Origin of the sequence: Chelatococcus albus, from assembly GCF_030067675.1 — a bacterium.
Classification (GTDB): Bacteria; Pseudomonadota; Alphaproteobacteria; order Rhizobiales; family Beijerinckiaceae; genus Chelatococcus_A; species Chelatococcus_A albus.
Window position 1 is genome coordinate 214,473 of the sequence record NZ_JASJEV010000001.1, and the last position, 26,041, is coordinate 240,513.

A 26,041-nucleotide genomic window follows, 5' to 3' on the forward strand; every position below is an offset into this window, starting at 1 on the left:
TCGGTTCTCCAAGGCCCCCTTCGCCATACGCTTCCGGCGCACACCACGCGGCTCCCGCTGGCCTGCCGCAACAGCCAGGTTCATTCGCGGAGCACGACGGTCCCGTTGCCGAACTTGGCTGCGATGAGGGCAGCAAGCTCGGTCTGCTTGTGCAGGCCGAGCTTTGCATAGATTCGTCCGACATGTACGCGCACGGTGTGGAAGCTGATCCGCAGCGACTGCGCGATTTCCTTGTTCTGATTGCCAGCCGCCACGAGGAGTGCGATCTGCAGCTCGCGCGGCGTCAAGACCTCGATGACATCCGGACTGGCGGGGCTCCTGTTGCTGCGCAGAACCGCATAGCGATGACCCGCCATCATGAATGTACCGAGAAACGTATCCGCCCCGTCGCGTGTCTGGTCCAGGTCGACGACGAGGCATTCCGCCCCGGCGAGTGAAAAGCGCGCCAAGGCCTCGACGGAACGGGACGACGGGGAGGCCATGACCTGAACGGGTTGCATCGTCTTCCCTCGGATCGACGATCAGCCTGTCATTCACCTGCGAGCGCATCGACGATTCGCGCCGTACCCTTTACGGGCAGCAACCATCGCGGCGTCGCCTACGATCTACCCACGGCCATCCGACATCGAACACAAGATATATAGAAAATGTCAGCGGAAGGGGAATTCAAATAAATAATACAAACACATTCCCCCATTGTATTATCTTTATATTTCTTATTTGGCGACAGCCAGTCTTGCGCAATTCGAAAGCGCAGAGGACTTCCGCTTGCGCCATGATAGCCAAAGTTGCGTCATGTTGAAAGAGAAACCTCGCGACAGGTGACGACGGAGGGAGAATCCCACCGTTCGACGCGGCAGGTGCGACGGCCTTCATGGAGTGCCTCCTTCACCCCGATGACCGCCGAGCGACCACGGCCTTCTTCGAAGAGCCCCGCGTCAGGGCAGCCGCACCATCAGGGCGGGGCCGGGCCGCGGCCGCGACGGATCGGACAGAGCTTCGATCGTGGCCGGGCGCAGCCTGACCCCGCTGTTGACGCTGCCCGCCGGGGCGAGCACGGTTCCCCGCTTGCAACCATGCGACAGTCCCTCCGGGTCGAGGACGCCCGCGGTGTGAACGCCGATCACCGCGGGCTGGCCGTCGATCCGCGCCATGATCGGGCTCCCGCTGTGACCGGGACAGGTATCGACGGTGTGGAAGAGGCGATGATCGTCGAACCGCACCAGTCGCTCGGCGTGGCGCCAGAGCGTGCCCACGGGACGGTCCGAGGGATAGCCGGCGACCGTGACACGCCCCGCCTCACGCAGTCGCGACAGGGCCGCGGCTGACAAGGGCTTCATTGGTACGAAGCGGCCGATCTCAGAGGGCACGGGCCGCCTGAGCACGATCAGGCCCCAGTCCCAGGCGGTTCTCTCCGGCCCCGTGAGGAAACCGCGCGGAACCCAGTATTCGCGGGCCTCGATCGAGCCGAAGGGCATCGTGGCGCGATCGCGCCGGCCGGGGATCACAAAGATGCGGCGGGGGGCCGCCGCCCGCCCGATGCTCCACAGGCAGTGGGCGGCGGTGAGCACCCGTCGGGGCCCGATGAGAATACCGCTGCATCCCGAGCACTGCCCTGACCCGAAATCCCGGCACAGGTGAACGAGGGTGTTCCAGGGAAACTGGCGGGTGCGTATCTCCTGCACGCGGCTGTCGATCGGCCCGATGACCGCCAGATCCTGACCGTCTTCCATCCACTCGGCGAGCATGGCGGCTACTCCGACGGGCGTTCGGCGCCAGGGTCGGGCGGTGGGACGTCGGGCAGGCCGGACGCCCCATGGGACAGGCGAACACGCAGCCGTTCGAGGAGATCGTCGCGATCAGGGCGGGCCACGAGGAACGCGACCGCACCTGCCAGGAAATCCTCGACGGGATCCGCCAAAGTCCCATTCGCCGCGAGGCTCGTCCGCTCCTCGGCGTCGGCCTCCGCGAGCACGCGTTCGACGATGGCCGCGAGCGTCGGGGCATCGGTATCCTCGCAGGCCGCATGGGCCGTCCTGGACGCACGGCGGACAGCGGCCGCGTCTTCCCGTGCCGGGCTGGAGGGCGACGCGCAGATCATGGCGACACCTCGCTGTGGCGAGCCGCGCGCTCGAGTGCGCGCAGACTGAATCTGGCCAGCTGCTCGATCGTTCCGGGAGCCGGCCCCTCGTCTTCGTCCTCGAAGGTGAGGGTGTCCTTGCCGAGGATCGGATTGAGAATGCCCTTCAGCAGCAGTTCCGCCGCGTGCTGATTGGGGTCCGTGGAGAAATCGATCGGATGTCCGGACGGGCTCACGATCTTCGCCGGCTGGACGAAGATGTCGCCCGGCTTGGCGACAACCGGTCCCTTTCCCGGGATGAGCTCGACGGGACGCCCGTTCAGCAGTTCGAACAGCTTCTTCAGGTCCTCGCTCTTCTGGGCACCCTTTCCCCTGATTTCCTGGTAGATGCGGCCGAGCGTCGTGTTGGCGCTCGTCGGACGCGTCTCCCCGACATAGAGCGGTCGCCCGTCGAGCGTCGGTGCGGAATAGACGTAGAGCCCCTTGTCGTTCTTGCGCCAGCCGGGCGGCGTGATGAAGGGACGGCCCCTTTCCTTCCTCTTCTTCAGGGCGAGCAGGGTCTCGATGGAGACCGGCGTGCCGACCGCGACCTTGAATTCCGGAACGGTCACCAGCCCCGGCTTGGGACGTGCCGGCGTGGAAGCCTCGTGGATGCCCCAGGCGGCCTGGTGGCCCTCCCATCGGTCCTGGGCATGCCTCAAGGCCGCACTGAGGCTCGCGTCGGCGAGCCGCTCGACCGATCGCCTCTGGCGCCGGCAGCGCGCGCATCGGCACATGTCGTCATCGTGAAGCATCGGCCAGTCTTCGAGGGTCATTGCCAGAACTCGCACCAAGCCGCTGACGCGTCCTGCCAGAGGGCGGCTTCGCCGCCTTCTGCCGCCGCGTTCCATTCCAGTTGGTCCTCCGCCACCGCCTCGACATCCCGCAGGACGTCGGTCGCGAGAACGCCCGGAGCAACGATGAACAGTGCCGCCAGGCGCAGGCGGCCGCTCGCAAGCGAGACTGCGAGGCCGCTCGCGAGCAGGGCAGGCATCAGCGCCTCCGCGACGAGGGGAACGAGCGGAGTATCGGTGACCCGCGGGCAGGCGATTCCTGCGTCTTCGAGATGCCGCGCGAGCGCCGGCGCCCCGTCCGCCCCGACGGGACTGAGCACGACCGGCCGGCGCCCGCCGAGCGCGGCCGCGAGAGCGAGCGTGTCGCGCGCGCAGTCGGCGAGGGCATCCGCGGTGCCCGGCGCCGGCGCCGAGACCGTCCACCGGCGGTTGTCGAGGCCGGCGGCGAGGGCGTGCAGGCGGTGGACCAGGCTCACGTCGCCGTCCTTCGGAAAGACGGAGTCAACCGGCCCGTCCCCCGGCCAGAAACATCCGGGAATGGTCTCCAGCCCGAAGGTCGTGCGCGCCTCCCGCCAGGCGCGCACAACCGGCCCCAGCGTGGCAGCCGCGTCGGCCGAGCCGGTGCTGCCGGACAGATGAGCGATCAGCCGATCGTCGCGACCGTAGAACTCCGGATCGTCGACGATCGCCCAGTGCGACTGCGGCAGCCAGACGGGCAGGGCCGTGGACAATCCGAGCACCCAGAACAGGCCGGTCGGCGCCAGCGACAGCGCCACGTCGAGAACGCAGGGCGGTCCCGCGGCCTTCCTGTCTTCGGGCGGATACCAGAACATGGCACTGCCCCCTGGTTGGTCCGGCCCTCGTCCTCACGCCACCGTCATGCGCGCGTCACGCGGCGGCAGTCCCACCGCCCAGCGCAGGTTCTCCGTGACGCCAGGGAAGCGCCGGCCCTCGTCCGTCATCCTGTAGGCGGCGAGCCAGGCCTCGGCATGGGCGCCGGCCGGCTGGGCCTCGATGTTGAATTGCTGCGGATCGTCGCCGGTCTCGAAGTCGCCGCCTGCGACCCAGAGGAGGACGCGGCGGCCGCTCTCTGCCATCTTCGTCCGCTGCGACAATTCGCGGGCCCCGCCGAAGTGGCGATGCAGAACCTGCTCGACGACGTCCCACTTGTTGTTGGCGTCGAACGCCTTCTTGATGTCCGGCGTATCGAACAGATCGAGCAGTTGCCTGAGGTGCAGGCCAGCCTCCTGGGTGAGCGCCACGATGTTGCCGTAGCTTGCCCGGTCGAGCGCATAGCGCAGATCGGTGGCGAGGCGCTGCACGGTGGCGAGCGTGCCATAGGGGCGCTGCTCGAGTGTCTGCCCGCCACGGATGACCTCGCCGATCGTCAGATCGCGGAAATACTGGGCGAGCGCCGACATCAGTCCCACGAGCTGATAGTGGAAGTTGACGTTGACGATGGCTCCCGCCGGCCGCGGTGCCTTGCCGTAGTTGAACACACGCATGTAGGCGACCAGCCTGTCCCGCGGGCCGTAGCGGAGCGGCTGCCACTTCTCCAGGAGGTAGAGGCCGCGCGCGCCCGGGCCACGCTGGATGCGCATGCGCCCGTCGCGATAGAGGCGCCGCAGGATCTCGGCGACCCTGAACACCCCCGCTCGCTCATACTGGTAGATCATGTAGAGCTCGGCGGCGGCATGAAGCTGGCTCGGCACGACCGCGGCGTCGAAGTCCGCGACGAGTCGCGGCCAGGCGATCTCGCCGAAGGGCAGGGCCCCCTTCGCGCCGAGGCCGATCAGGTCGGCGAAGGCCGTCTGGTCGTCTCCGGCGGCGTCGCTCGTCAAGCGGCCGAAGCGGGCCTCGAATTCCGCCGCGATGCGGCGACGCTCGTCCGGCGGCAGCCCTTCGAGCTCCTCACGGGCGAAGCGCTGCCAGAAGCGCTGGATGGTCTCAAAGGTATCGTACGCCATCGCTCGATCCCGCGGGCCGCGGTCTCCTCAAGGGTCCGACGTCTCAGCTCTCCGCGGTCGGAGGGCGTTTGCGCACTTGACCGCCCCTGGCCGCCTCCGGCGCCTGCTCCTCGCCCTCGTCGCCCGGGCGCCGGCGCCGCTCCTCGCGCGGGGCCCGTGCCAACACGGTCCACGGCTCGGCATGCGGGTCGTCGCAAGGGTGTGGCGCGCAGACGTGGATGAACTCGATGTTGCCGAGCGTGCGCTGCACCGCGATCTGGAGGGTCGCGGCCTGGAGGCAGAGCTCGTGCAGGTAGAACTGCGCTTCCCGCCGCCAGGTCGTCATCTCCTCGCACGCCCACAGCACGCCATCATGCTGCAGGACGCTCAGGTCGTCGGTCTTGGCGCTGCGTTCGAGATACTCCCGCACGTGGCCCTCGACCTTGGCGACGACGGCGACAACCTCCTCGCTCGCCGCGTCGATCGCCTTTGCGGCTTCCTTCGCCTCCGCCACGGCGGCGTCGAAATCGGCCTTATCGATCACGCGCGGGCGCAGCAGCGGGGAGGGGGCTTCCGGCACGGCGTCGGGAAAGCTCTGCTGCATCTGCAGCCGCAGGGCCACCCGCAGGTCGCGGATGAAGCTGATCAACTCGCCCGACAGGGTGCCCGGCCTTGATATGAACGGCTCGCTCGTCGGCATGGTCATCTCCTTCTCGCGCTCGTCGCGTTCTCCAGCGGACGGTCGTCAGGGCCGTCCGAAGCGGGGCGGGACGAGGCCCCACCGCGCGGCGTGCTGATTGAGACCGTGGAACAGCTCGAGCGCGCTCTCTGTCGTCGGCGGCGGCGCGATCTCGATCTCCGCGCATGTCCCGGAGGGTGCGCCGAGGCGTCCTATGGCACCGTCGATCAGGCTCTCGATCCGGCTGAACACCTGCTCGCCGGGCACGCAACCGGGCGCGAGCGTCGCGATCAGCGCCTCCAGCCGCCGGTCGGCCAGCCGCTGCTGGCACAGTTCGGCCGTGAGGAGCCCTCGATGCACGTCACCGGGATCCGCCGTCACGATCGTCCCGCCCGCATCGAGCTTGCCCGCCCGCAGAAGGGAGGAGATCGCATCGAGGCTCGTCGTGAGCTCGCCCATGCGCGGGAAGCACTCGCCGGCGAGGCAGGTGGTGTTGGCCTGGTTCGCCGGCAGTTGCGGCGCGCGGAATTCCATGATGAGCAGGGCGAAGGCCGCTGCGCGCCATTCGGGCTCGCCGCTGCCGTCCGGATCACTCCCCAGCGTGTAGAGATCGATCGCACGATCCGTGTCGTAGAGGATCTTGTCGAGCAGGATCTGGCAGATGACGTCGTCGCCACAGCAGTCGCAGCCGAGGTAGCAATCGAGAAGCTCCGCGAGCCGGCCGCGCTGCACGACGAGATCGATCAGGCGGAGCGTCGCCGGGTCCGGCCCGCCGATGCCGGCGAGGCCATAGAAGGCGATGGGTGCCCGGGCCACGAACAGCAGCCGGTAGCCGCTGCGGCTCGACCGGAAGGCGTCGAGGAAGAGCTGGATCGCCTTGAGGAAGGTGGTGACCGCCGGCGCCTCTGGCTGCACGCGGTCGTCGACGACGTGCAGCAACCGGTGCAATTGCTGGACGGCGACGTCCGCCGTGGCGCCGAGCGCCCGCAGGCCGAGCACGTTGTGCTGCGCCGCGCGCTCGATCAGCTCGTCCATCAGGCGGCCAAGAACCTGCTCCTCGAGCAGCGCCCTGAGATCGAGATGGCCGCTCGCCTCGATGACGCGCAGCATCTCGCGCAGGCCGTGCAGGCCCCAGGGCCACTGATCGTTGCCGTAGGCCTGCTCGGTCGTGCCGGCCAGCGTCCGCAGGGCAAGCAGCACCGAGTCGCGGCGCGCCTGCAATTCGCTCGCGGGCACCGAAAGCAGGAAGCGGCCACCGCCGAGCCCGGCGCCCGCAAGCGACTCCCCGGCGAGGACGAGGACGAGCCCCGCCACCTCGTCGAGGCTCTGCGCCAAGCGCCGGTAGGGCAGGTTCATGGTCTGCGTCAGGGCGCCCACCATGCGGGCGAGCCGCGCATAGTCGCCCAACTGCCGTCGCGCCGCGAAGAGGCGGTCGCGCGCCCTCGGGTCGAGCGCCAGGCGGGCCGCCGCCGTGCCATCGCTGATGATGGAGCGGATCGCCTGGCCCCATCCCTGCAGTTCGGCCGATATGTCCTTGAGGCGGTGATCGGCCGTGAGGGCGCCGAGATCGCGCTCGACGTCGTCGATGGCCTGCTTGAGCTCGGCCCCGGTCGCCTGCGATTCCGGGCTGCGCGCGGCTTCACCGACAAACCGCGCCGGCACGACCGGCAGGCCTTCGGCCTCGGCGGCGAGCTTGCGCGCGTCCTGCGTGAACAGCCGCTTGAGGCCTTCGGCCACCTCCTGCGGATTGCGCGGATCGCCGATCCGCAGGCGCTGGCGGATGAGATTGTCGGCCCTCACTGCGACGGGTGTCCGATCGCGGATGACGGTGGTCTCGGAAAGGGAGGCTCGATCGTTCATGGCGACCTCACGCGGCCTTCGGTGTGATGATCCTGCCGCTGACGGGTGCGACGGGGGCGAGGCGGGCAAGCATGAGCTCGTTGAGTTCGAGCGGTTTGATCCCGGCCTCGATCGCATGGCGCGCGGCGCTCACGAGGAAGCGCGGCGGCAGGTCCACGGGGACTCGTCTGCGGGCGAGGAGCATTCCGCCACGCCGGATCGCCGCCTCGTCCTCCCTTCGGAAGGGGATGATGCTTGCGAGCGCCCTTTCACCCAGGCTGCGGCGCGGCTGAAACGCCATTTCGTCGACGACGGCAGGGATCGTCCGACGCGCCTCCCGCAGGAGCGGCGCCGGGATCCGGTGGCCCCGGCGCGGATCGTAGAGGCGCGACCAAACGCCGGCCAGGCGCTCAGCCTGCTCGGGATAGCCCATGCGATTGAGCGTCTCCGCCGCGATCGGCACGCGCAGATAGCCCGTGGGATGCGGACCGCCCGGCCGATAGGTCATCACCTTGTCCGGGGGATGGGCCAGGAACTCCGCCAGGCCCCAGGCGACGCCGGGCCCGCCCAGGAGAAGGGCCGCGACATCCGCCCATATCTCCTTCTGCCAGCGCGCAAAAATGCTGATGACGCGAGGATGGAGCCGCTCCTCCGCGAGGCGGCGCACGACCGCCGTGCGGTTCTCGACCCAAAGGCCGAGATCGGCCTGGAGATTGTGCGCAACCTCGTGCAGGAAGACCGCCTGCCAGGGCCGGTCGCGATCATAGGGAATCCGGATGAGCGGAAAGGGATTCCGCTCGCCCAGAAGGCGGTTCAGCGTCACCCCCCGGCGCATCGTGGCCGGCGAATAGCCGTGCTCGAGATAGGTGAGCGGGGCCACGAGCGGTCCAGAGAACATGCGCGGCGCTGCGGTCCGCACGGCAGCGTAGCAGTCGCGGGCGATCGAATCGTGGGCGGAGAGCGATCGGGCAAAGGCCGTGCCGCGCTGGCTGAAGATCTCGAAGAACAGACCGAAGGCCCGCCGCGCGCGATCGAGCTCGCGCTCGACCATCGCCATGGACAGAAGCCTGTCGTCCGTGGACGCCGAATGGTTCGTGCGGGCGAGGGTCTCCAGTCTCGTCCGCACATCGCGGTCGATCGCCTGCAGGCGGCGATTGGCGGCCTCGAAATGTTCCGGCCGCGGAGCGAAGGGCATGTCTTCCGGCCGAAGCCCGACTGAATCCGGCGTCAGGGCGACGAGCTGGCGGGCACGGCTCGCCAGCGTGCGCGCCTTGACGGCGAGGAACCGCTCGAGCGGGTCCGGCTTCGCTGGAAATGTCCGAACCTGGGTCATGACGAACCTCGGCCAAGACTTGTTCGGAAGACACCCGCCCCCCGTCAGCCGACGGTGATGGTGATGGTGGCTGGCCCCGGGACGCTGAGCGTGCGCCCGGCGCCCCCCGTGCGCTGGACGATCATCTGTCCGCGCGGCGAGGCGGTGCTGAGGCGACGCAACAAGGCCGGGTTCTGCGCGACCTTGGCGGCCGTGCGGGCGACGGCCTTGGGCTGGACCGCCGGCGGCGTTCCCCGTGCCGCAGCCGTGCGCTTGACGCTGCGCGTGATCCGGGGCAGGGCGCGGATCGCCTTCGGCCCCCCGCTCGAAACCAGTGTCCGCGCAGCCTTGGTCATGGCCTTCGCCGCCTGCTGTCGTTGCGCCGGGGGCATCGCAGCGCCTCGGTTCTTGATCACGGAGCGCGCCGCGAGTCCGGCGACGACCGGCAGCGCCCTGCGATCGCGCACGGCGACCTCGGCAACCGCCTCGAGGGCGTCCTCGACGGTTCCGCCTTCAGCTCTCAGCTTGCCGAGGACATTTGCGACCTGCGCCCCCACCTGGGCGGCCGGATGCGGGATCATCGACAGGATGGGACCGGCGCCTCGGGCAATGGAGCTGCCCGACGGACTCGTCGGCTTCCTCTGCCTCCATCTCGTCTTCGTAGTAGTCGCCTTCGTCTTCGCCGAAGAAGTCGCCAGCAAGATCGGCGCTGTCTTCTTCCCCTCCGAACGCGTCGAGGTCGTCCTCGAACATGTCGGCGGGACCCTCGGCCTCGGCATAGGCGAGATCTTCCATGAGGTCTTGTTCGCTGATCGCCATAGCGCCACTCTCCCGAAGCAAGGCTCGCCGCTCATCCTGTGCGGGGCCGGTCGGTTGTTCGCACCGGAAAGCCTAGGCCCGGGCGATCGCCGCGCGAAAGTCGGCCTCATGCCGTAACCCGAAGGCCTTAGCCCGCATGCGTGACGGACGTCGCGGCGCGGTCCCGGACGGTGCGCGGCGCGGCAGCGGCTGGCGACGGCGCCGGCAACGCCAGGCGCAGCCTTTGCGAGGAAGCATGCCTTCGTCCGCGGCTTCCGGAGCAGGCGAAACAAGCAAACTACGCCAATGCGTTGCAAGGACTTGTCGACACAGCGCGGCATGTCGCGGGAGCGATCTCACTCCATTTTCAGTTCCATAATATGTCTTATGCGAATCGCCTATGACCGCCCGCCCGCAAGGACGGTCCTCGCCCGGCCGGGTTCATCGCTCGCCCCGTTGCGAATGAACATCCGGCGGCGACAACGTCAGGTGATCGTCGGCCGAGCGCGCGACGCGCGCATCGAAGCGGGAGCTCTCGCGATCGAGCGTCCCGTGCAGCCAGGCGACATCGTCGCGAGACGGACGATTGAGCCGGAAGCGCGCGATCTGAAGCGGCACCATGTCGAGGCCGAGAAGATCGCCGGTCGGGGGATCGACACGCGCGAAATACATGATGGCCAGATCGTCGCGAAACTCCTCGTAGCCGGCGATGCCCTCGTAGTCGTTCAGGAAGTCACCGCATCCGTAGAGGATCAGGCGCCTTCGATGGACCTCGATGGCCTTGGCGTGATGCGAGGAATGCCCGTGGACGACGGACACGTCTGCCTCGTCGATCAGAGCCCTGGCGAACCGCTGCTGGTCCTGAGGGACGTCGTAACCCCAGTTCGAGCCCCAGTGGATCGAGACGACGACGACATCGCCCTGCCGCCGGACGGCACGCACCCGCCCGGCCACGTCTGCAACGGCCGCATCCGACAGATCGCGCAGGAAGCTGACGCCGGGCCTGTCCTGCCCGGCCGCCCAACCGGGTGGGACGCCGCTCGTCGCCATGGCGAAGGCGAAGACGAGAACCCGCCCCTTTCCGGCCACGTCGAGGATGGCCGGCGCGCCCGCCTCTGCCGCATCCCGGCCGGCGCCGACGCCCTTCACGCCGTGCCGGTCGAGGCAGGCGAGCGTTTCCAGCAGCCCCTCGCGTCCCCAATCGAGAACGTGGTTGTTGGCGAGAACGCAGCAATCGATCTGCCCGGCGCGGAGGCATTGGGCGTTATCGGGGCTCATCCTGTAGTTGATGCCCTTGGGCAGATAGGCGTCGCTGCGCGTGATGCTCGTCTCGAGGTTGATGACGCGCACATCGGGCTGCACGCGCCGGAGCTCCGCAAGTGCCTCCCCCCAGGGATAGTCGAAGCCGACGGGCCTGGGGATCGGCCCGTTCGCGAGTTCGGCGAGACGGACATAGTCGGTCGCCGAGGCTACGCAGGGCTCGTAGAGGACAGGGTCACTCGGGTGCGGCAGCACCTGGTCGATGCCGCGCCCGATCATCACGTCGCCGCAGAGAAAGATGGTTATCGCTGCCTCGGTGCGTGTCGCTCCGGGACGCGACGGATCGACGTCTCCCATGACGCTGCACTCTCGGCCCGGCACCGGAGACGCCGGCAGGCGTGTGCTGCCGTCGTCTTCGTCATTCTAGCAGGCCTCCCCCGCCGCCCGCAGCGGGGCCGGCGACCAAGGGGGCCGCGGCGGGCGGAACTCGTCCGATCCGGGGCGGCAATCCGCCGCGACTCGCTCGCATAGGCTATGATGTGCCGGCGCGTCGGGGACGGCCGAGACATGGCTGGACCGCGCAGCTGCATGCCGGAAGATCAAGTTCATGTCCCTTCACGAAAAACGACCGTCGTCCTCCCTCCCCGCGCCCTCCCGGGACATCGCGCGCCTTGTCGAAATCATGGCCGCCCTGCGGACGCCCGGCACGGGCTGCCCCTGGGATCTCGAGCAGGATTTCACGAGCATCGTCCCCTACACGATCGAAGAGGCCTACGAAGTGGCTGACGCGGTCGCACGTGGAGACTTCGTCGATCTCAAGGACGAACTCGGCGATCTCCTGCTTCAGGTCGTGTTCCACGCGCGCATGGCCGAGGAGGCGAAGCATTTCTCCTTCGGCGACGTGGTCGAGGCGATCACACGCAAGCTCATCCGCCGCCATCCCCACGTCTTCGGCGATGCGCGCAATCTCTCGCCCGAGGCGGTCAAGACGCTCTGGGGGCAGATCAAGGCCGAGGAGAAGGCCGAGCGGCAGGCCGCGCGACAGGCCGCCGGCACGTACGACGAGACGGCGAGCCTTCTCGACGGCATTCCCCATGCGCTCCCTGCCCTCGCCCGCGCCGACAAGCTGCAGCGCAAGGCCGCGACGGTCGGCTTCGACTGGAGCGAGACCACGCAGGTGATCGCCAAGATCCGGGAGGAGCTTGCGGAAACCGAGGAAGCGGTGGCCGCTGGCGACCGCACGGCCCAGGCCGACGAGATCGGCGATCTCCTCTTTGCCGTCGCCAATCTCGCCCGCCATCTCGACATCGATCCGGAAGCGGCCTTGCGCGGAACCAACGCCAAGTTCGAGCGGCGCTTCCGCCGCATCGAACAAAGTCTTGCCAAAAAAGGAAAAAATCCATCCGAGTCCACCTTGGACGAGATGGAAGCCCTGTGGCAGGCCGCCAAGGCGGAGGAAGCGGCCCCAGGAGGATGATCGTCCAGGGTCGAGGCAGCCCGGCGGCTCGCCCCTACCGTCCGATCGACCGTCATCCGGTCGAAGCTTCATGCACGAGGCGGGCCGCAGCGACGACGGAAGGGCGTCAGCGGACGCGCCTTGCGCCGAGGCAGCGGCGAATGAGGCGCGGTTCCTTCTCCGGCGCGATGCGAACGGCGAGCACGAGATTGCCGTCCTCGTCCGTGCGCCGCTCCAGCACCTCGGCCTCCTCGTAGAGCCAGTTGAGGGCAGCGCCATCCGCCGCATCGAGCGTCACGCGGTAGACGGGCCGCCCCTCCGCGATCCGCGCTTCGATCCCGGCCAGCAGGCGATCGAGCCCCTGCCCCGTCAGCGCCGAGACGAGCACCGGCCGGTGCTCCTGTGGCCTGCGTTCGGCGATGTTGGCGAGTTTCTGCCGCTGTGCCTCATCCAGGAGGTCTGACTTGTTCCACACCTCGATGATGCGGCGGCCGTCCTCCGCATCGATGCCAAGCTCCTGCAGGATGTTCTCGACATCGGCCGCCTGGGCCTCGGTATCCTCATGCGACACGTCGCGCACGTGGAGGAGTACGTCCGCCTCGATCACATCCTCCAGCGTCGCCCGGAAGGCGGCGACCAGCATCGTCGGCAGGTCGGAAATGAACCCCACCGTATCCGACAGGATGGCCTTCTCCCCGTGCGGCAGCTCGATCGCCCGCGCGGTCGGATCAAGCGTCGCGAACAGCATGTTCTCGGCGAGGACGGTGGCGGTCGTCAGGCGATTGAAGAGCGTCGACTTGCCGGCATTCGTGTAGCCCACGAGCGCAATGATCGGATAGGGCACGCGCCGGCGGCTCGCCCGGTGCAGCGAGCGTGTGCGCTTCACCTGATCGAGCTCCCGCTCGATCCGCGTCATGCGCTCCTGGATGAGGCGCCTGTCGGCCTCGATCTGCGTCTCGCCAGGCCCGCCGAGGAAGCCGAAACCGCCACGCTGGCGCTCGAGATGCGTCCAGGAGCGGACGAGGCGGCTCTTCTGGTAGGTCAGATGCGCAAGCTCGACCTGCAGGGCGCCCTCCCGTGTGCGGGCGCGGCGCCCGAAGATCTCGAGAATGAGACCGGTCCGGTCGATGACCTTGCAGCCCCACGCCTTCTCCAGGTTGCGCTGCTGGACGGGTGACAGCGCGCAATCCATGACGACAAGACCGATCTCCTCGGCCTTCACCGCGCCGGCGATCTCCTCGACCTTGCCCTTGCCGAGATAGGTCGCCGGCCGGATGGCATCGAGCGACGCGACGAAGGTGCGCACCACGTTCAGGTCGATCGCGAGCGCAAGACCGGCGGCCTCGTCGAGGCGCGCCTGCATGTCTCTGGCCGAAGCCGCGTCGGGCGCAGACTCGCCGCGCGGTCTGCGGACGACGTAAGGGCCGATGACGAACGCACGTGTTCCCGCGGCGACCGTCTTCTCGGGCTCGGCGAGATGCGCCGCCAGCGCGCCCCCTCGTTGCGCTCCCTTGCGCGTCTTCGGTTCGGTCACCTCACGCCTTCTCGGCTACGCCGTTTTCGTCCGCCTGTTCGAAGAGCTGGATCGGATGACCCGGCATGATGGTGGATATGGCATGTTTGTAGACGAGCTGCGAATGCCCGTCGCGACGGAGAAGGACGCAGAAATTGTCAAACCAGGTGACGACGCCTTGCAGCTTCACGCCATTCACCAAAAAGATTGTCAGCGGAACCTTGTTCTTACGGACGTGATTGAGAAAAGTGTCCTGCAGGTTTTGCGCGCGTTCGCCCGCCATCGTTTGAGCCTCGTGTGCCGTGCTGCCGCCGGTCCTGGCCGCGGAGCCACGCGTTGTTGTTGTCGCCGCGGCAACACTCGGTGGAGCACCGCCGTGACGAGACCGGTCGTCGCGCATTACAGGGCGAGAACCGCCCACGCGCAAGTGGTAATCAAACGATCACCCATTCCCACACGGCATCTCGCTGTGCACCTCCCGTGCTTGCCCGCCCAGCACAAGGCGAATCCCCGCCTGAGGCGCCCCGGCATCAGCTCGCACCGATGCCGAGGGACTTGAGTTTTCGGTGCAGCGCCGAGCGCTCCATGCCGATGAACTCGGCGGTACGCGAGATATTGCCGGAGAATCGGTTGATCTGCGCGATGAGATACTCGCGCTCGAAGATCTCGCGGGCGTCGCGCAGCGGCAGGCCCATGAGCTTCTCGCCGCCGGCCCCGGCCGGCGTGGTGGGCACGAGGGCGCCGATCTCCGACGGCAGCATGTCGGCCGTGATCTCGGCCTCCGGGTCGCCCCCGGCGAGAATCATCAGGCGCTCCACGTTGTTGCGCAGCTGGCGCATGTTCCCCGGCCAGTCGTGCGACTGCAGGACCGCCATCGCGTCCTCGGCGATGATGCGCTTGGAGAGGCCGGTTGCCGACGAGATCTGCTCCATGAAGAACATGATCAGCTCGGGCACGTCCTCCCGCCGCTCGGCGAGCGACGGGACCCGGATCGGCACCACGCCGAGCCGGTGGAACAGATCCTCGCGGAAACGCCCGGCGGCGATCTCCGAGCTGAGGTCGCGACTCGTGGAGGAGATGATGCGCACGTCGACGTGGACGCGCGTGCTCCCGTTCACGCGCTGGAAATTCTGGTCGACCAGCACGCGCAGGATGCGGCCCTGCGTCTCGCGCGGCATGTCCGCGACCTCGTCGATGTAGAGCGTGCCGCCGTGCGCCTCCTCCAGGGCGCCGATGCGACGGCCGCGGCCGTCGCTGCTCTCGACACCGAACAGCTCGCTCTCCATCCTGTCCGGCGTGATCGTCGCCGCATTGATGACGACGAACGGTCCCGGAGCACGGTTGGACAGCGCGTGGAGCGTGCGCGCCGCGAGTTCCTTGCCTGAACCGGGCGCGCCCGAGATGAGCACGCGCGCATTTGTCGGCGCCACGCGCTCGATCGTCTGCCGAAGCTGGTTGGCGGCCGGCGAACGGCCGACGATGCGGCTCGCCTGGACGGAACGGACCTTGAGTTCCTTCACCTCGCGCTTGAGGCGCGCCGCCTCCAGTGCCCGCTCCGCGACCAGGACGAGGCGGTCGGCCTTGAAGGGCTTCTCGATGAAGTCATAGGCGCCGCGCTTGATGGCGGATACGGCCGTCTCGATGTTTCCGTGTCCGGAGATCATCACGACCGGCAGTTCCGGATGCAACTCCTTGATGACGTCGAGCACCTGCAGACCGTCGAGGCGGCTGCCCTGCAGCCAGATATCCAGGAAGACGAGGTGCGGCCTGCGCATCTCGATGGCCGCCAGCGCCTCGTCCGAGCTGCCGGCCGTACGGGTGCGATGCCCTTCGTCCTCCAGGATACCGGCGACGAGATCGCGGATATCCGCCTCGTCATCGACGATCAGGATGTCGGCACTCATCCGTGAGCCCTCTGTGATGTGGCATGGGCGCCTGCGGCGGAAGCCGCCGTGGCACCGCCGCCGGTTCTTGGAAACCAGAGTCGGACGCGAGCCCCCCGCCCTCCCGCGGCCACGCCAGGCGCGTCGAGCAGCTCGATGCCGCCGCCGTGGTCCTCGAGGATCTTGCCCACGATGGCGAGGCCGAGCCCCGTGCCGCCCTCGCGCGTCGTCATGTAGGGCTCGAGGAGCCGCTGGCGATGCTCCTTCGGGAAGCCCTTGCCGTTGTCTGTCACCTCGATGACGACAATGTCCTCGGGCTCGAGGCGCACCCCGACATGCACGAGCCCGGGCCCCCTCTCCTCCGCCGATACGGCAAGGACAGCCTCGGTCGCATTCTTGATGATGTTGGTCACTGCCTGAGCGATCAGCCGCCGGTCGAAACGCGCCAGGATCTTCTCGGCCGGCAGGTCGTCCTGGAAATGCAGGTCGGGATTGCCCAGCCGCATCATGAACAGCACCTGGCGCACCGTCTCGACGACATCCTCGGTATCGAGAGATGGCTTCGGCATCCGCGCGAACGAGGAGAACTCATCCACCATGCGCTTGATGTCGTCGACCTGACGCACGATCGTATCCGTGCACTGGTCGAAGACCTCGCGATCGGTGGTGATGACCTTGCCATACTTGCGGCGGATGCGCTCCGCCGACAATTGGATCGGCGTCAGCGGGTTCTTGATCTCGTGGGCGATGCGGCGCGCCACGTCAGCCCAGGCCGAGGTGCGCTGCGCTGCGACCAGATCGGTGATGTCGTCGAGGGTGACGACGAAGCCCTTGTCCTCGCCGGCCGCCTGCTCGCTCGTGACGCGCACATTGAGCGTGCGGTCACGCCCGTCGCGGGCGAGCGCGATCTGGCCCTGGACCAGCCGCTGGCGCCCGGCGCGGGCCTCCTCGACGAGCTCCATCAGCTCCGGCACGACCTCGGCGATGCGGCATCCGACGAGGCTGGTGGCCGGGGCGCGCAACAGCGCCTCGGCCGAAGGATTGACGATGGAGATGCGCCCGGCGGCGTCCATGCCGATGACGCCCGCCGAAACACCGGCCAGCACGGCCTCGGTGAAGCGGCGGCGCTTGTCGATCACCTCGCTCGCGGCGACGAGGCCGTCGTGCTGCTGGCGCAGCTCGGTCGTCATCTTGTTGAAGGTCGCGCCCAGATGGGCGAGATCGCCCTCCGAGCGCCGGATGGGAACCTGAACGTAGAAGTTGCCGGTCGCCACCTGATCGGTGGCCCGGATCAGCCGGCGGATCGGAGTGACGAGGCGGTTCGCGAAGCTGAGGCCGAACCAGACCGCAGACAAGAGGACGATGAGAGCGACCAGCGCAAACATCGACGCGAAGGCGATCTGGATGCCGAGCTTCTTCTGTTCGAGAGCCTGGTAATAGGCAACGCCAGCCTCCGCCGCGGCCGGGAACTCGACCGCGCGCGGATCGACAGGACGGGCCACGAAGAGGTAGACATCATCCTGAGAGATGAGTTTAAGAACACCGCGGAAGACATTGTTTGAGCGAGGCACGAGGCACAGGGGATCCGTCGTGTTCGCTTCCTTCAGATCCTCCTGGCTCGGCAGCGACAGGTTCTCGATCGGCTTCGCCTCGATGCGCTCGATGACGGAACCGTCCCCCTTGACCAGCATGGCGACCGGGAAGCCGAGAAACACGGCGCGCGACAGCATGAAGTCGTGGAACACCTTGCGGTCGGCGTCGAACAGCACCTTGGCCCGGTTGAGGTCGGCCGCCATCAGGTTGGTTTCGCGCACGATCATGCGGCATTGCGTGTCGCGATAGGCGTGGGCGATCTCCGTCGTGTTGCCGATCAGCGCCTTCAGGGAGCTGGTGAACCAGGGGTCGAGCCCCCGCTCCAGCGTCACCGAGGCGACGATCGCCACGAGGACGGCCGGAAAGGCCGCAACGAGGCTGAACAGCGACACGATGCGGACATGCAGCCCGGCCGCCGCTGCTCCCTCCCGGCGCGCGCGGAAGAGGCTCCAGGTGTCCCAGACGATGATGGCGATCAGCAGGAGCACCAGGGCGCCGTTGAGGAGCAGCGCCCAGACAACCACCTCGTGGGTCGGGAGGATCGGCGTCATGCCGGCGAGCACGAGGAAGGTGACGAGCGCCGACAGGAGCGCGAGCACCACCGCTGCCGTGCCGATGAGGCCAGACACGCGCGACGCACGGTCGTCACGCGCCGCGCGCTCCATCTCTCCGCCGCCAGCCGGTTTCAAACGGTCCTCGCCATCAGGATGGTCCCGGGCATCGGCGAATCGCCGCGCCCATGTGATGCAACAACACAACAGTGTTGTCCGAATAAGACATTCCCGAGGCGGAAACCACCCTCCATTCAGAGGGGATCAACGTGGCGTGCGGATCACCTGCAAATCGAGATCCCGGATCTTCTTGCGCAAGGTGTTGCGATTGAGCCCGAGCAACTCGGCCGCCTTGATCTGATTGCCGCGCGTCGCGGCGAGCGCCATGGCGATCAGCGGCGCCTCGACCTCGCGCAGGATGCGATGATAGAGGCCCGGCGGCGGCAGCCGATCCTTGAACTCGCCGAAATAGCTCAGGAGATGGCGCTCCACGGACTCGGAGAGGCCTTCCGTCGCCGGCGCCGTTGCCGCTGCAGGCTCCGCGACAGCCGCCGGGGATGCCGGTTCCAGCTCGGCGTCGATGATCGGGCCGGTGATCGTCTCCTGTGGATAGAGGGCGGCGAGGCGGCGAACCAGATTCTCGAGCTCGCGTACGTTGCCGGGCCAGCGGTAGCGCTTCAGTTTTTCGGTGGCGTCGGCATCGAGCTGCTTGCGCGGCAGCCCTTCGCGCTCGACGAGGTTGAAGAAGTGCCGGACGAGATCCGGCACGTCCTCGCTGCGCTCGCGCAATGGCGGCAGGCGCAGCGGCACGACATTGAGACGGAAGAACAGGTCCTCCCTGAAGAGCCCCTGCTGGATGGACAACCGCAGGTCCTTGTTGGTGGCCGCGATGATGCGCACGTTGGTCTTGATCGGCGTGCGGCCGCCGACCGTCGTGTATTCGCCCTGCTGCAGAACGCGCAGGAGGCGTGTCTGCGCCTCCATCGGCATGTCGCCGATCTCGTCGAGGAAGAGCGTGCCCCCCTCCGCCTGTTCGAAGCGCCCGACGCTGCGCGCCGCGGCGCCCGTAAAGGCACCCTTCTCATGCCCGAACAGCTCGGACTCGATGAGATCGCGCGGGATGGCCGCCATGTTGATGGCGACGAAGGGGCCGTTGCGCCGCTTGCCGTAGTCGTGCAGGGCGCGCGCGACGAGTTCCTTGCCCGTGCCCGATTCGCCCGTGATCATGACGGTGAGGTCGGTCGGCATCAGGCGGGCGAGCGCCCGGTAGATCTCCTGCATCGCCGGCGAGCGCCCGACGAGCGGAATCTCCTCGACCTCCGGCTGGCCAGCTGCAGGCGCCTGGCCGCGCGGCCGCGACAGCGCGCGCCCGACGACGGCGACGAGCTCCTTCAGGTCGAACGGCTTCGGCAGATATTCGTAGGCGCCGCGCTCGGAGGCTCGGATGGCCGTCATGAAGGTGTTCTGCGCGCTCATGACGATGAGCGGCAGCTCGGGCCTGACCTTCTTGATGCGCGGCAGGAGATCGAACGCATTGCCGTCGGGCATCACCACGTCGGTGATGACGAGATCGCCCTCCCCCTGCGCTACCCATTGCCAGAGGGTTGCCGCATTGCCGGTGGATCGCACCTCGTAGCCGGCGCGAGACAGCGCCTGGTTGAGGACGGTGCGGATCGCAGCGTCGTCATCAGCGATCAGGATGCTTCCGCTCGCCATGGTCCTCCTCATGTCTCCGAGACTCGCCCGTCACGGGCGGTGAACATCGGCAGCAGCACGCGGAACGTCGTGCGGCGCGGGGCGGACTCGCATTCGACGATGCCCCCGTGGTCCCCGATGATCTTGGCGACCAAAGCAAGACCGAGGCCAGACCCCTGGGCCTTGGTGGTGACGAAGGGATCGAAGAGATTGGGCAGGATGTCGCTCGGCACACCCGGGCCGTTGTCGCGCACGCAGATTTCCAGCGGCAGGCTGACCCGCCCCTCGGAGCCGCGCACCGCCATACGCAGGCCCGGCCGGAAGGCCGTCGACAGGACGATCTCGCCGTCAAGCGAGTCGGGGCCGATGGCCTCGGCGGCATTCTTCACAAGATTGAGAAAGATCTGGATGAGCTGGTCGCGGTTGCCGTGCACCGGCGGCAGCGACGGATCGTAAATTTCGAGGAAGCGGATGTGACGGGCAAAGCCCGACTGCGCCAGGCGCTTCACATGATCGAGCACGCCATGGATATTGACCGGCCCGCGCTCGATCGGCCGCTCGTCGCTGAAGAGCTCCATACGCTCCACGAGCTTCACGATGCGGTCGGTCTCGTCGCAGATCAACCGTGTCAGGAGACGGTCGTCGTCCCCGACCGCGCTTTCGAGGAGCTGAGCCGCGCCACGAATACCCGAGAGCGGATTCTTGATCTCATGCGCCAACATGGCGCCGAGCGCCGTGATCGAACGGGCCGCCCCGCGGTGCGTCAATTGCCTGTCCATTTTATCGGCAATTGTCCGCTCTTGCAGCATGAGGACGACCTGGCGACCGTCTTCACCGAAGGGAGCTGCAAAGACATCCACGACCCGCTCGGCGCCGATGCGCGGGGTGCCGACGTCGACGCGATACTCGCTGACGCTTGCCAGGCGCTTGCGTACCTCCTCCGCCAGGACGACGACGGGCGATCCGAACGGCACCAGATCGGCGAGCCGCTGGCGTTGCATGACCGGCAGGCTGAGCTCGAAGAAGTCCTCGGCAGCGCTGTTGGCATGGACGATGACGTCCCCCTCCCCGACCACCAGGACCGGCAGAGGCAGCACATTGAGGATACGTTCCCCGGCGAAGCCCGATGTTGCCTCAGGCATGAGCACGAACTCCTGAAGGCCGCCGTGAGCCATCACGCCGCCATCTCCCGGGGGCGATCGTCATAAAGACGCGCAAGCAGACCGATCACTTCCTTCGGGTCCTCGGAGGTGACGAGTCGTGCGCGGTTGGCGCGCGCCGCCGCGCTCCCCAGCGCCATGGCGTCCTCGGCATAGGCCGCGAGATGCTTGCGCGCGTGGCGCAGGCCGATCCGGAGGCCATAGAGCGAAAGAAGGGTCTCGTAGTGTTCGACGGCGGCGGCCGCCCGCTCCTCGCACGCCGGGCCGCTCCCCGGCTCCGCGCCATCAAGCGCGCGGGCAATCTGGCCGGCGAGCCAGGGCCGCCCGAGCGTCGCGCGCCCCACCATCACCGCGTCCGCCCCCGACTGGGAGAGCGCGTCGCGCGCCGTCGCCGCGTCGCCGATGTCGCCATTGACCACGAGAGGGATGGACACCGCCGCGCGCACCTTGGCGACCGCCGTCCAATCGGCCGTACCCTTGTAGAACTGCTGCCGCGTGCGGCCATGCACCGTGACCATGGCCACTCCGGCCTCCTGCGCCCTGCGCGCCAGTTCGGGCGCATTGAGCGAGCCCTCGTCCCAGCCGAGCCGCATCTTGAGCGTCACCGGGACCTTCACGGCGCCGACGGTCGCCGTCACCAGCGTCATGGCGTGATCGAGATCGCGCATGAGCGCGGACCCCGACCAGCCGCCGGTCACCCGCTTGGCCGGGCAGCCCATGTTGATGTCGACAACCGCCGCGCCGCTCGCTTCCGCGACCCGTGCCGCCTCGCTCATCCAGCGCGCGTCGCAACCGGCGAGCTGTACGACATGCGGGGTGACGCCCGCGCCTTCGGCGCGGAGAGCTGCCTCCGCCGAACCGCGCGCCAGTTCCTCGGAAGCGACCATCTCGGATACGACGAGGGAGGCGCCGAAGCGGCGCGCCAGACGCCGGAATCCGACATCGGTCACCCCGGACATGGGTGCGAGAAAGGCACGGCCGTCGAGGCGGACCGGTCCGACGCTCAGCGGCATCGTGCCCACTTTCTGATCATGCTTCATTGTGCTTAGAAAATAGACAAATCAGTCGCTTCGCAAGCGCGACATTTGCCGCAGGGACAGGTGCCATTTGCGCCCTGCCGGGCTGCCGCTTATCACGGCGCAGAACCTGAGGTCACGCGCCATCGGCGCATGATCGCCATGGCGGTCGGGGAGACCCATGTCGAGTGTCGCAGCCATCATCGTCGCCGCCGGGCGCGGGACCCGGGCGGGCGGCGACGTGCCGAAGCAGTATCGCGAACTGGCCGGCCGGCCGGTCCTGGCGCGCACGCTCGAGACGTTCCTTGCTCATCCGGGCCTGGCAGCGATCGTTCCCGTGATCCATCCCGAGGATGCGGGGCGCTACGGCGCCGTGGCCGCTGGCCTCTCCGAGGCAACCGGCAGGCTGCGTGCTCCGGTCTCCGGTGGCGACAGCCGTCAGGCCTCCGTGCTCGCCGGGCTCGAAGCTCTGGCCGTCGGGACGATGCGGCCGGAGATCGTGCTCGTGCACGATGCCGCGCGGCCCTTCGCCACGTCAGATCTGATCGACCGGGCCATCGCGGCGGCGAGGGCGCACGGCGCCGCCGTGCCGGGTGTCACGGTGACTGACACGGTCAAGGTCGTGGACGATGCCGGACTCGTTCGGGCGACGCCCGAGCGCGCCGCCCTGCGCCTCATCCAGACGCCGCAGGCCTTTCGCTTCGACGACCTGCTCTCGGCGCACCGCCAGGCGGCAAGCCTCATCGACGCCGGCTTCACTGACGACGGTGCCATTGCCGAATGGGCCGGCCTCGGCGTGCATGTGTTCCCCGGAGAGCCTGCCAATATGAAGCTGACGACCGCAGCCGATTTCGACGAAGCGGAGCGCCGCCTGGCGGCCGAGGCGCCGGCCCTCGGCGTGCGCGTCGGATGCGGCTACGACGTGCACGCCTTCGCCGCCGGCGATCACCTCTGGCTCGGAGGGATCCGCATTGCGCACGACCGTGGCGTCCTCGCTCATTCCGACGGCGACGTCGTCCTGCACGCCTTGACCGACGCCGTGCTCGGCGCGCTTGCCGAGGGCGACATCGGCACGCATTTCCCGCCGAGCGATCCGCAGTGGAAGGGCGCCTCATCCGATCGCTTTCTGGCGCATGCAATGGCCCTGCTGCGGCAGCGAGGCGGTCGGCTCGACCATGCCGACGTGACCGTCGTCTGCGAGGCGCCGAAGATCGGCCCGCACCGGGAAGCGATGCGCCGCCGCATCGCCGACATCGTCGGCCTGCCGCTCTCGGCCGTGTCGATCAAGGCGACGACGTCCGAGCGGCTCGGCTTCACCGGCCGCCGCGAGGGCATCGCCGCGCAGGCGATCGCCACGGTGCGGCTGCCGTTCGATCGGGAACCCTGAAGCGCGCGGGACGGAGGTTTCGATCATGCCGCAAGCCATTGCGTTCACCCGCATCGACGAGGCGCTTGTCGGGCGCGCCCTGCGTGTCCTCGATCTCTGCCTTGCGAAGAGCCTGCGTGTCGCCACGGCGGAATCGTGCACGGGTGGCCTCGTCGCCGCGGTGCTCACCGAACCGCCCGGTGCGTCGCGGATCGTCGAGCGCGGCTTCGTCACCTATTCCAACAGCGCCAAGGAAAGCTGCCTCGGCGTGCCGGACGCGCTGCTGCGGGCACATGGCGCCGTGAGCGAGCCGGTCGCCCGCGCCATGGCAGAGGGAGCGCTCGACGAATCGCAGGCGGACGTTGCAGTCGCGATCACCGGCATCGCCGGACCCGACGGGGGTACGCCCCAGAAGCCTGTCGGCCTCGTCCATTTTGCAGCGGCGCGGCGCGGTTACGAGACCGTCCATATGGAGCGGCGCTTCGGCGACATCGGTCGCGGCGGCGTGCGGCGCGGCTCGGTCGAGCAGGCGCTCGACCTCATCGAGTTCATGGCACGGCTCGACGACGACCGCTGACGTCCCCGCGGCTCAGGCGCCCGCCGGCACGGTGCGGCGCTTGCCGTAGACCTTCTCGGCCCGGGCCACGAAGGCATCGGAGAATTTGGCAAAGGCCTTGTCGAAGACCGCACCCATGAGCACGCCGAGGGCGAAACTCTTGAATTCGTAGGAGATGAAGAAGTCGACGAGGCAGCCGTCACCGTCGTGCTTGAAGCTCCAGCGGTTCTCGAGGTGCCGGAACGGGCCATCCACATATTCGACGAGCACCTTGAGGCGCGGCCTGTCGAGCGTAACCCGGCTCAGGAAGCTCTCATGGATCGCCTTGTAGCCCACGCTCATGTCGGCGACGAGGGTCTCGACGCCCTCCCCGCTTTGCGCCCTCCGTCGCACCTTCAGAGCCTCGCACAACGGCAGGAACTCGGGATAGCGCTCGACATCGGCCACGAGGTCGAACATCTCAAGGGGCTCGTAGGGCACCCGCCGCGCATTACGGAACACCGGCATGATGCGTCGTCAATTTCCGAGCTTGGCGGCGCGCGCCGCTTTCAGGCGCTCGAAGTCATCCCCCGCATGATGCGACGAGCGCGTCAGCGGGCTCGCCGAAACCATCAGGAATCCCTTGGCGTAGGCCGTCGTCTCGTAGGCCTTGAACTCGTCCGGCGTCACGAAGCGGATGATCGGGTGGTGCTTCTTCGTCGGCTGCAGGTACTGACCGATGGTGATGAAATCGACATCCGCCGAACGCAGGTCGTCCATGAGCTGGAGCACCTCGTTCCGCTCCTCGCCGAGCCCGACCATGATGCCGGACTTCGTGAAGATGGACGGGTCGAGCTCCTTCACCTGCTGCAGGAGGCGCACGGAATGGAAGTAGCGTGCCCCCGGCCGCACCTTGAGATACTTCGAGGGCACCGTCTCGAGATTGTGGTTGAAGACGTCGGGCCGCGCCTTCACCACGATTTCCAGCGTGCCGTCCTTGCGCAGGAAGTCGGGCGTCAGGACCTCGATGGTGGTCTTCGGCGAGCGGGCGCGGATGGCGTGGATCACGTCGGCGAAATGCTGAGCGCCGCCGTCGGGAAGATCATCGCGGTCGACCGAGGTGATGACGACGTGCGAGAGCCCGAGCTTCTCGACGGCCCTTGCGACGCCCTCCGGCTCATCCCTGTCGAGCGGCTGCGGCAGTCCCGTCTTCACGTTGCAGAAGGCGCAGGCGCGGGTGCACGTGTCGCCCATGATCATGAAGGTGGCGTGCTTCTTCTCCCAGCACTCGCCGATGTTGGGGCAGCCGGCTTCCTCGCAGACGGTGACGAGCTTGTTCTCGCGAACGATGCGGTTGGTTTCGGCCCATTTGGGCGAGCCGGGGGCCTTGACCCTGATCCAGTCCGGCTTGCGCATCACGGGCTGGTCGGGGCGGTGGGCCTTCTCGGGATGGCGCGGCTTCTCCGCCTGCATGTCCTGCTCTTGCAGGCGCGGGCGCGGATCACGGTTCAGGAGATCGAGAACGACGGCCATCTTGCTTGAACTCCGGGGCGTTCCGCATCAAACGGGACGCCATCCCGATCACTTAAGGAGTTCCGCTCGGATACGCAATTGCGACCGGAAGGCTGCGCGCCGTCAGCTGCGCAGGCGGCGCCAGACCCACAGGATGATGATGGCGCCGACGGTGGCCGCGACCAGAGTGCGGACGAAGCCGAAGACCGGGATATCCATGACCTCGGCGAGCTTGCCGCCGACGAAGGCGCCGGCGATGCCCACAAGGATATTCGTGAGGAAGCCCTGATCGGAGGCCGTCGCCTTCTCTGCGATGTAGCCGGCGAGAAAGCCGATGATCAGCATCATGAAAAGACCGATGCCCGGTTGGCCGAGCGCGGCAAGGGCGCCATTCTCCATCATGAACCTATGCGGTTTGGCCCGCCCGCGGCGGACACGCGATCAGGCAATGACCCGGGCGACGAGGACGACAACGATCGCCCCGATCGTCGCCGTGACGATCTGCGACAGGAGCGGGTTGGCGATGCCGAGGCTGATGCCGAGCGCCCGGAACAGGTAGCTGCCGACGAAGGCGCCGATAAGCCCCGTGACGACATAGCGGACGAGGCCGCCCCCGCCCACGACGAGGCTCGCGAGCCAGCCGGCGACAAGGCCGATGGCGATCGTGACGAGAATGCCGCGCATCTCCATAATGCCCCTCCCCTGCCCGCCGCGGCGGACCTTGAGCGATCGGGCGCGCCGAAGACGCAGGCCTCAGGCGCGCTTGATCAGGCCTAACAGGAACAACAGGACGATCGCTCCGATCGTCGAGATCAGCAGGCTCGGCCAGAAGCCGCCCTGGACCGGCATCAGATGCAGCGAGCCCAGAACGATGGGCCCGACCAGGGCGCCGAGGAGACCGACGACGAGGTTGGTCAGGAGACCATGCTCGCGGTTCATCACCTTTTCGGCGATCCACCCCGCGAGAAGGCCGACCACGATTGCCCCGATGATGCCGACGCCCCGCATCGCACA

Annotated in this window: 27 protein-coding genes; 3 read left to right on the plus strand and 24 right to left on the minus strand. The window is 67.9% G+C overall.

The annotated features are described in order from the left end of the window. Positions 1-80: 80 nt before the first annotated feature. The 12 genes from QNA08_RS00940 to QNA08_RS00995 form a co-directional block, all read right to left on the minus strand. Positions 81-500, minus strand: coding sequence for a response regulator transcription factor (locus QNA08_RS00940; RefSeq protein WP_283738808.1), 420 nt, complete (start codon positions 498-500; stop codon positions 81-83). 438 nt (positions 501-938) lie between these two features. After that, on the minus strand, positions 939-1,748 hold the full coding sequence (locus QNA08_RS00945; RefSeq protein ID WP_283738809.1) for a trypsin-like serine peptidase: 810 nt from the start codon (positions 1,746-1,748) through the stop codon (positions 939-941). A gap of 5 nt (positions 1,749-1,753) precedes the next feature. Continuing rightward, on the minus strand, positions 1,754-2,101 hold the full coding sequence (locus QNA08_RS00950; protein ID WP_283738810.1) for a hypothetical protein: 348 nt from the start codon (positions 2,099-2,101) through the stop codon (positions 1,754-1,756). Continuing rightward, on the minus strand, positions 2,098-2,970 hold the full coding sequence (locus QNA08_RS00955; RefSeq protein WP_283738811.1) for a hypothetical protein: 873 nt from the start codon (positions 2,968-2,970) through the stop codon (positions 2,098-2,100). Before QNA08_RS00955 ends, QNA08_RS00950 begins: the two co-directional genes overlap by 4 nt. Next, positions 2,892-3,746 carry a hypothetical protein gene (locus tag QNA08_RS00960; RefSeq protein ID WP_283738812.1) on the minus strand — a complete coding sequence of 285 codons (855 nt, stop codon included), beginning with the start codon at positions 3,744-3,746 and terminating at the stop codon, positions 2,892-2,894. The genes QNA08_RS00955 and QNA08_RS00960 overlap by 79 nt, the downstream gene beginning before the upstream one ends. Positions 3,747-3,779: 33 nt before the next feature. After that, on the minus strand, positions 3,780-4,880 hold the full coding sequence (locus QNA08_RS00965) for a hypothetical protein (RefSeq protein ID WP_283738813.1): 1,101 nt from the start codon (positions 4,878-4,880) through the stop codon (positions 3,780-3,782). 43 nt (positions 4,881-4,923) lie between these two features. Further along, positions 4,924-5,565, minus strand: a complete 642-nt coding sequence (locus QNA08_RS00970) for a hypothetical protein (protein ID WP_283738814.1) — start codon at positions 5,563-5,565, stop codon at positions 4,924-4,926. 39 nt (positions 5,566-5,604) lie between these two features. After that, on the minus strand, positions 5,605-7,398 hold the full coding sequence (locus tag QNA08_RS00975; protein WP_283738815.1) for a hypothetical protein: 1,794 nt from the start codon (positions 7,396-7,398) through the stop codon (positions 5,605-5,607). Between the two features lie 7 nt (positions 7,399-7,405). Then, entirely contained in the window at positions 7,406-8,710 is a 1,305-nt protein-coding gene (locus QNA08_RS00980) for a hypothetical protein (RefSeq protein ID WP_283738816.1), read from the minus strand. A gap of 44 nt (positions 8,711-8,754) precedes the next feature. After that, entirely contained in the window at positions 8,755-9,270 is a 516-nt protein-coding gene (locus QNA08_RS00985; RefSeq protein ID WP_283738817.1) for a hypothetical protein, read from the minus strand. After that, on the minus strand, positions 9,203-9,508 hold the full coding sequence (locus QNA08_RS00990; RefSeq protein WP_283738818.1) for a hypothetical protein: 306 nt from the start codon (positions 9,506-9,508) through the stop codon (positions 9,203-9,205). Before QNA08_RS00990 ends, QNA08_RS00985 begins: the two co-directional genes overlap by 68 nt. A gap of 420 nt (positions 9,509-9,928) precedes the next feature. Then, entirely contained in the window at positions 9,929-11,104 is a 1,176-nt protein-coding gene (locus tag QNA08_RS00995) for a CapA family protein (RefSeq protein ID WP_283738819.1), read from the minus strand. A gap of 250 nt (positions 11,105-11,354) precedes the next feature. Between QNA08_RS00995 and mazG the strand changes: the two genes are divergently transcribed. After that, positions 11,355-12,224 carry a nucleoside triphosphate pyrophosphohydrolase gene (mazG, locus tag QNA08_RS01000; RefSeq protein WP_283738820.1) on the plus strand — a complete coding sequence of 290 codons (870 nt, stop codon included), beginning with the start codon at positions 11,355-11,357 and terminating at the stop codon, positions 12,222-12,224. 106 nt (positions 12,225-12,330) lie between these two features. Here mazG and hflX read toward each other — a convergent pair whose 3' ends face one another. The 7 genes from hflX to dusB all read right to left on the minus strand — a co-directional run bounded on the left by hflX (position 12,331) and on the right by dusB (position 21,611). Next, positions 12,331-13,737 (minus strand): GTPase HflX, encoded by a 1,407-nt coding sequence (gene hflX, locus QNA08_RS01005; RefSeq protein WP_283738821.1) that lies wholly within the window; start codon positions 13,735-13,737, stop codon positions 12,331-12,333. Between the two features lies 1 nt (position 13,738). Beyond that, positions 13,739-13,999, minus strand: a complete 261-nt coding sequence (gene hfq, locus QNA08_RS01010; protein ID WP_283738822.1) for an RNA chaperone Hfq — start codon at positions 13,997-13,999, stop codon at positions 13,739-13,741. Positions 14,000-14,246: 247 nt separating this feature from the next. Next, a complete protein-coding gene (gene ntrX, locus QNA08_RS01015; protein WP_283738823.1) occupies positions 14,247-15,620 on the minus strand; it encodes a nitrogen assimilation response regulator NtrX in 1,374 nt (457 codons plus the stop codon). After that, on the minus strand, positions 15,617-17,881 hold the full coding sequence (locus tag QNA08_RS01020; RefSeq protein WP_283738824.1) for a sensor histidine kinase NtrY-like: 2,265 nt from the start codon (positions 17,879-17,881) through the stop codon (positions 15,617-15,619). Before QNA08_RS01020 ends, ntrX begins: the two co-directional genes overlap by 4 nt. Positions 17,882-18,007: 126 nt before the next feature. Further along, complete coding sequence (ntrC, locus tag QNA08_RS01025) at positions 18,008-19,459, minus strand: nitrogen regulation protein NR(I) (protein WP_283738825.1); 1,452 nt, start codon at positions 19,457-19,459, stop codon at positions 18,008-18,010. Between the two features lie 8 nt (positions 19,460-19,467). Then, complete coding sequence (locus tag QNA08_RS01030; RefSeq protein ID WP_283738826.1) at positions 19,468-20,580, minus strand: two-component system sensor histidine kinase NtrB; 1,113 nt, start codon at positions 20,578-20,580, stop codon at positions 19,468-19,470. A gap of 32 nt (positions 20,581-20,612) precedes the next feature. Further along, positions 20,613-21,611, minus strand: a complete 999-nt coding sequence (gene dusB, locus QNA08_RS01035; RefSeq protein ID WP_283738827.1) for a tRNA dihydrouridine synthase DusB — start codon at positions 21,609-21,611, stop codon at positions 20,613-20,615. Positions 21,612-21,795: 184 nt separating this feature from the next. Here dusB and QNA08_RS01040 point away from each other — a divergent pair, with 184 nt between their 5' ends. Together QNA08_RS01040 and QNA08_RS01045 are read left to right on the plus strand one after the other, a co-directional pair. Beyond that, positions 21,796-23,001 (plus strand): bifunctional 2-C-methyl-D-erythritol 4-phosphate cytidylyltransferase/2-C-methyl-D-erythritol 2,4-cyclodiphosphate synthase, encoded by a 1,206-nt coding sequence (locus tag QNA08_RS01040; protein WP_283738828.1) that lies wholly within the window; start codon positions 21,796-21,798, stop codon positions 22,999-23,001. A gap of 25 nt (positions 23,002-23,026) precedes the next feature. After that, positions 23,027-23,557 (plus strand): CinA family protein, encoded by a 531-nt coding sequence (locus tag QNA08_RS01045; protein WP_283738829.1) that lies wholly within the window; start codon positions 23,027-23,029, stop codon positions 23,555-23,557. A 12-nt stretch (positions 23,558-23,569) separates the two neighbouring features. Here the strand turns inward: QNA08_RS01045 and QNA08_RS01050 are convergent, their stop codons facing one another. The 5 genes from QNA08_RS01050 to QNA08_RS01070 form a co-directional block, all read right to left on the minus strand. Further along, a complete protein-coding gene (locus tag QNA08_RS01050) occupies positions 23,570-24,043 on the minus strand; it encodes a type II toxin-antitoxin system RatA family toxin (protein WP_283738830.1) in 474 nt (157 codons plus the stop codon). Between the two features lie 9 nt (positions 24,044-24,052). After that, a complete protein-coding gene (lipA, locus tag QNA08_RS01055; protein WP_422679830.1) occupies positions 24,053-25,048 on the minus strand; it encodes a lipoyl synthase in 996 nt (331 codons plus the stop codon). A gap of 102 nt (positions 25,049-25,150) precedes the next feature. Beyond that, complete coding sequence (locus QNA08_RS01060; RefSeq protein ID WP_283739291.1) at positions 25,151-25,426, minus strand: GlsB/YeaQ/YmgE family stress response membrane protein; 276 nt, start codon at positions 25,424-25,426, stop codon at positions 25,151-25,153. Between the two features lie 42 nt (positions 25,427-25,468). Then, positions 25,469-25,717 carry a GlsB/YeaQ/YmgE family stress response membrane protein gene (locus tag QNA08_RS01065; protein WP_283738831.1) on the minus strand — a complete coding sequence of 83 codons (249 nt, stop codon included), beginning with the start codon at positions 25,715-25,717 and terminating at the stop codon, positions 25,469-25,471. 63 nt (positions 25,718-25,780) lie between these two features. Next, on the minus strand, positions 25,781-26,035 hold the full coding sequence (locus QNA08_RS01070) for a GlsB/YeaQ/YmgE family stress response membrane protein (protein WP_283738832.1): 255 nt from the start codon (positions 26,033-26,035) through the stop codon (positions 25,781-25,783). Positions 26,036-26,041 lie beyond the last annotated feature (6 nt).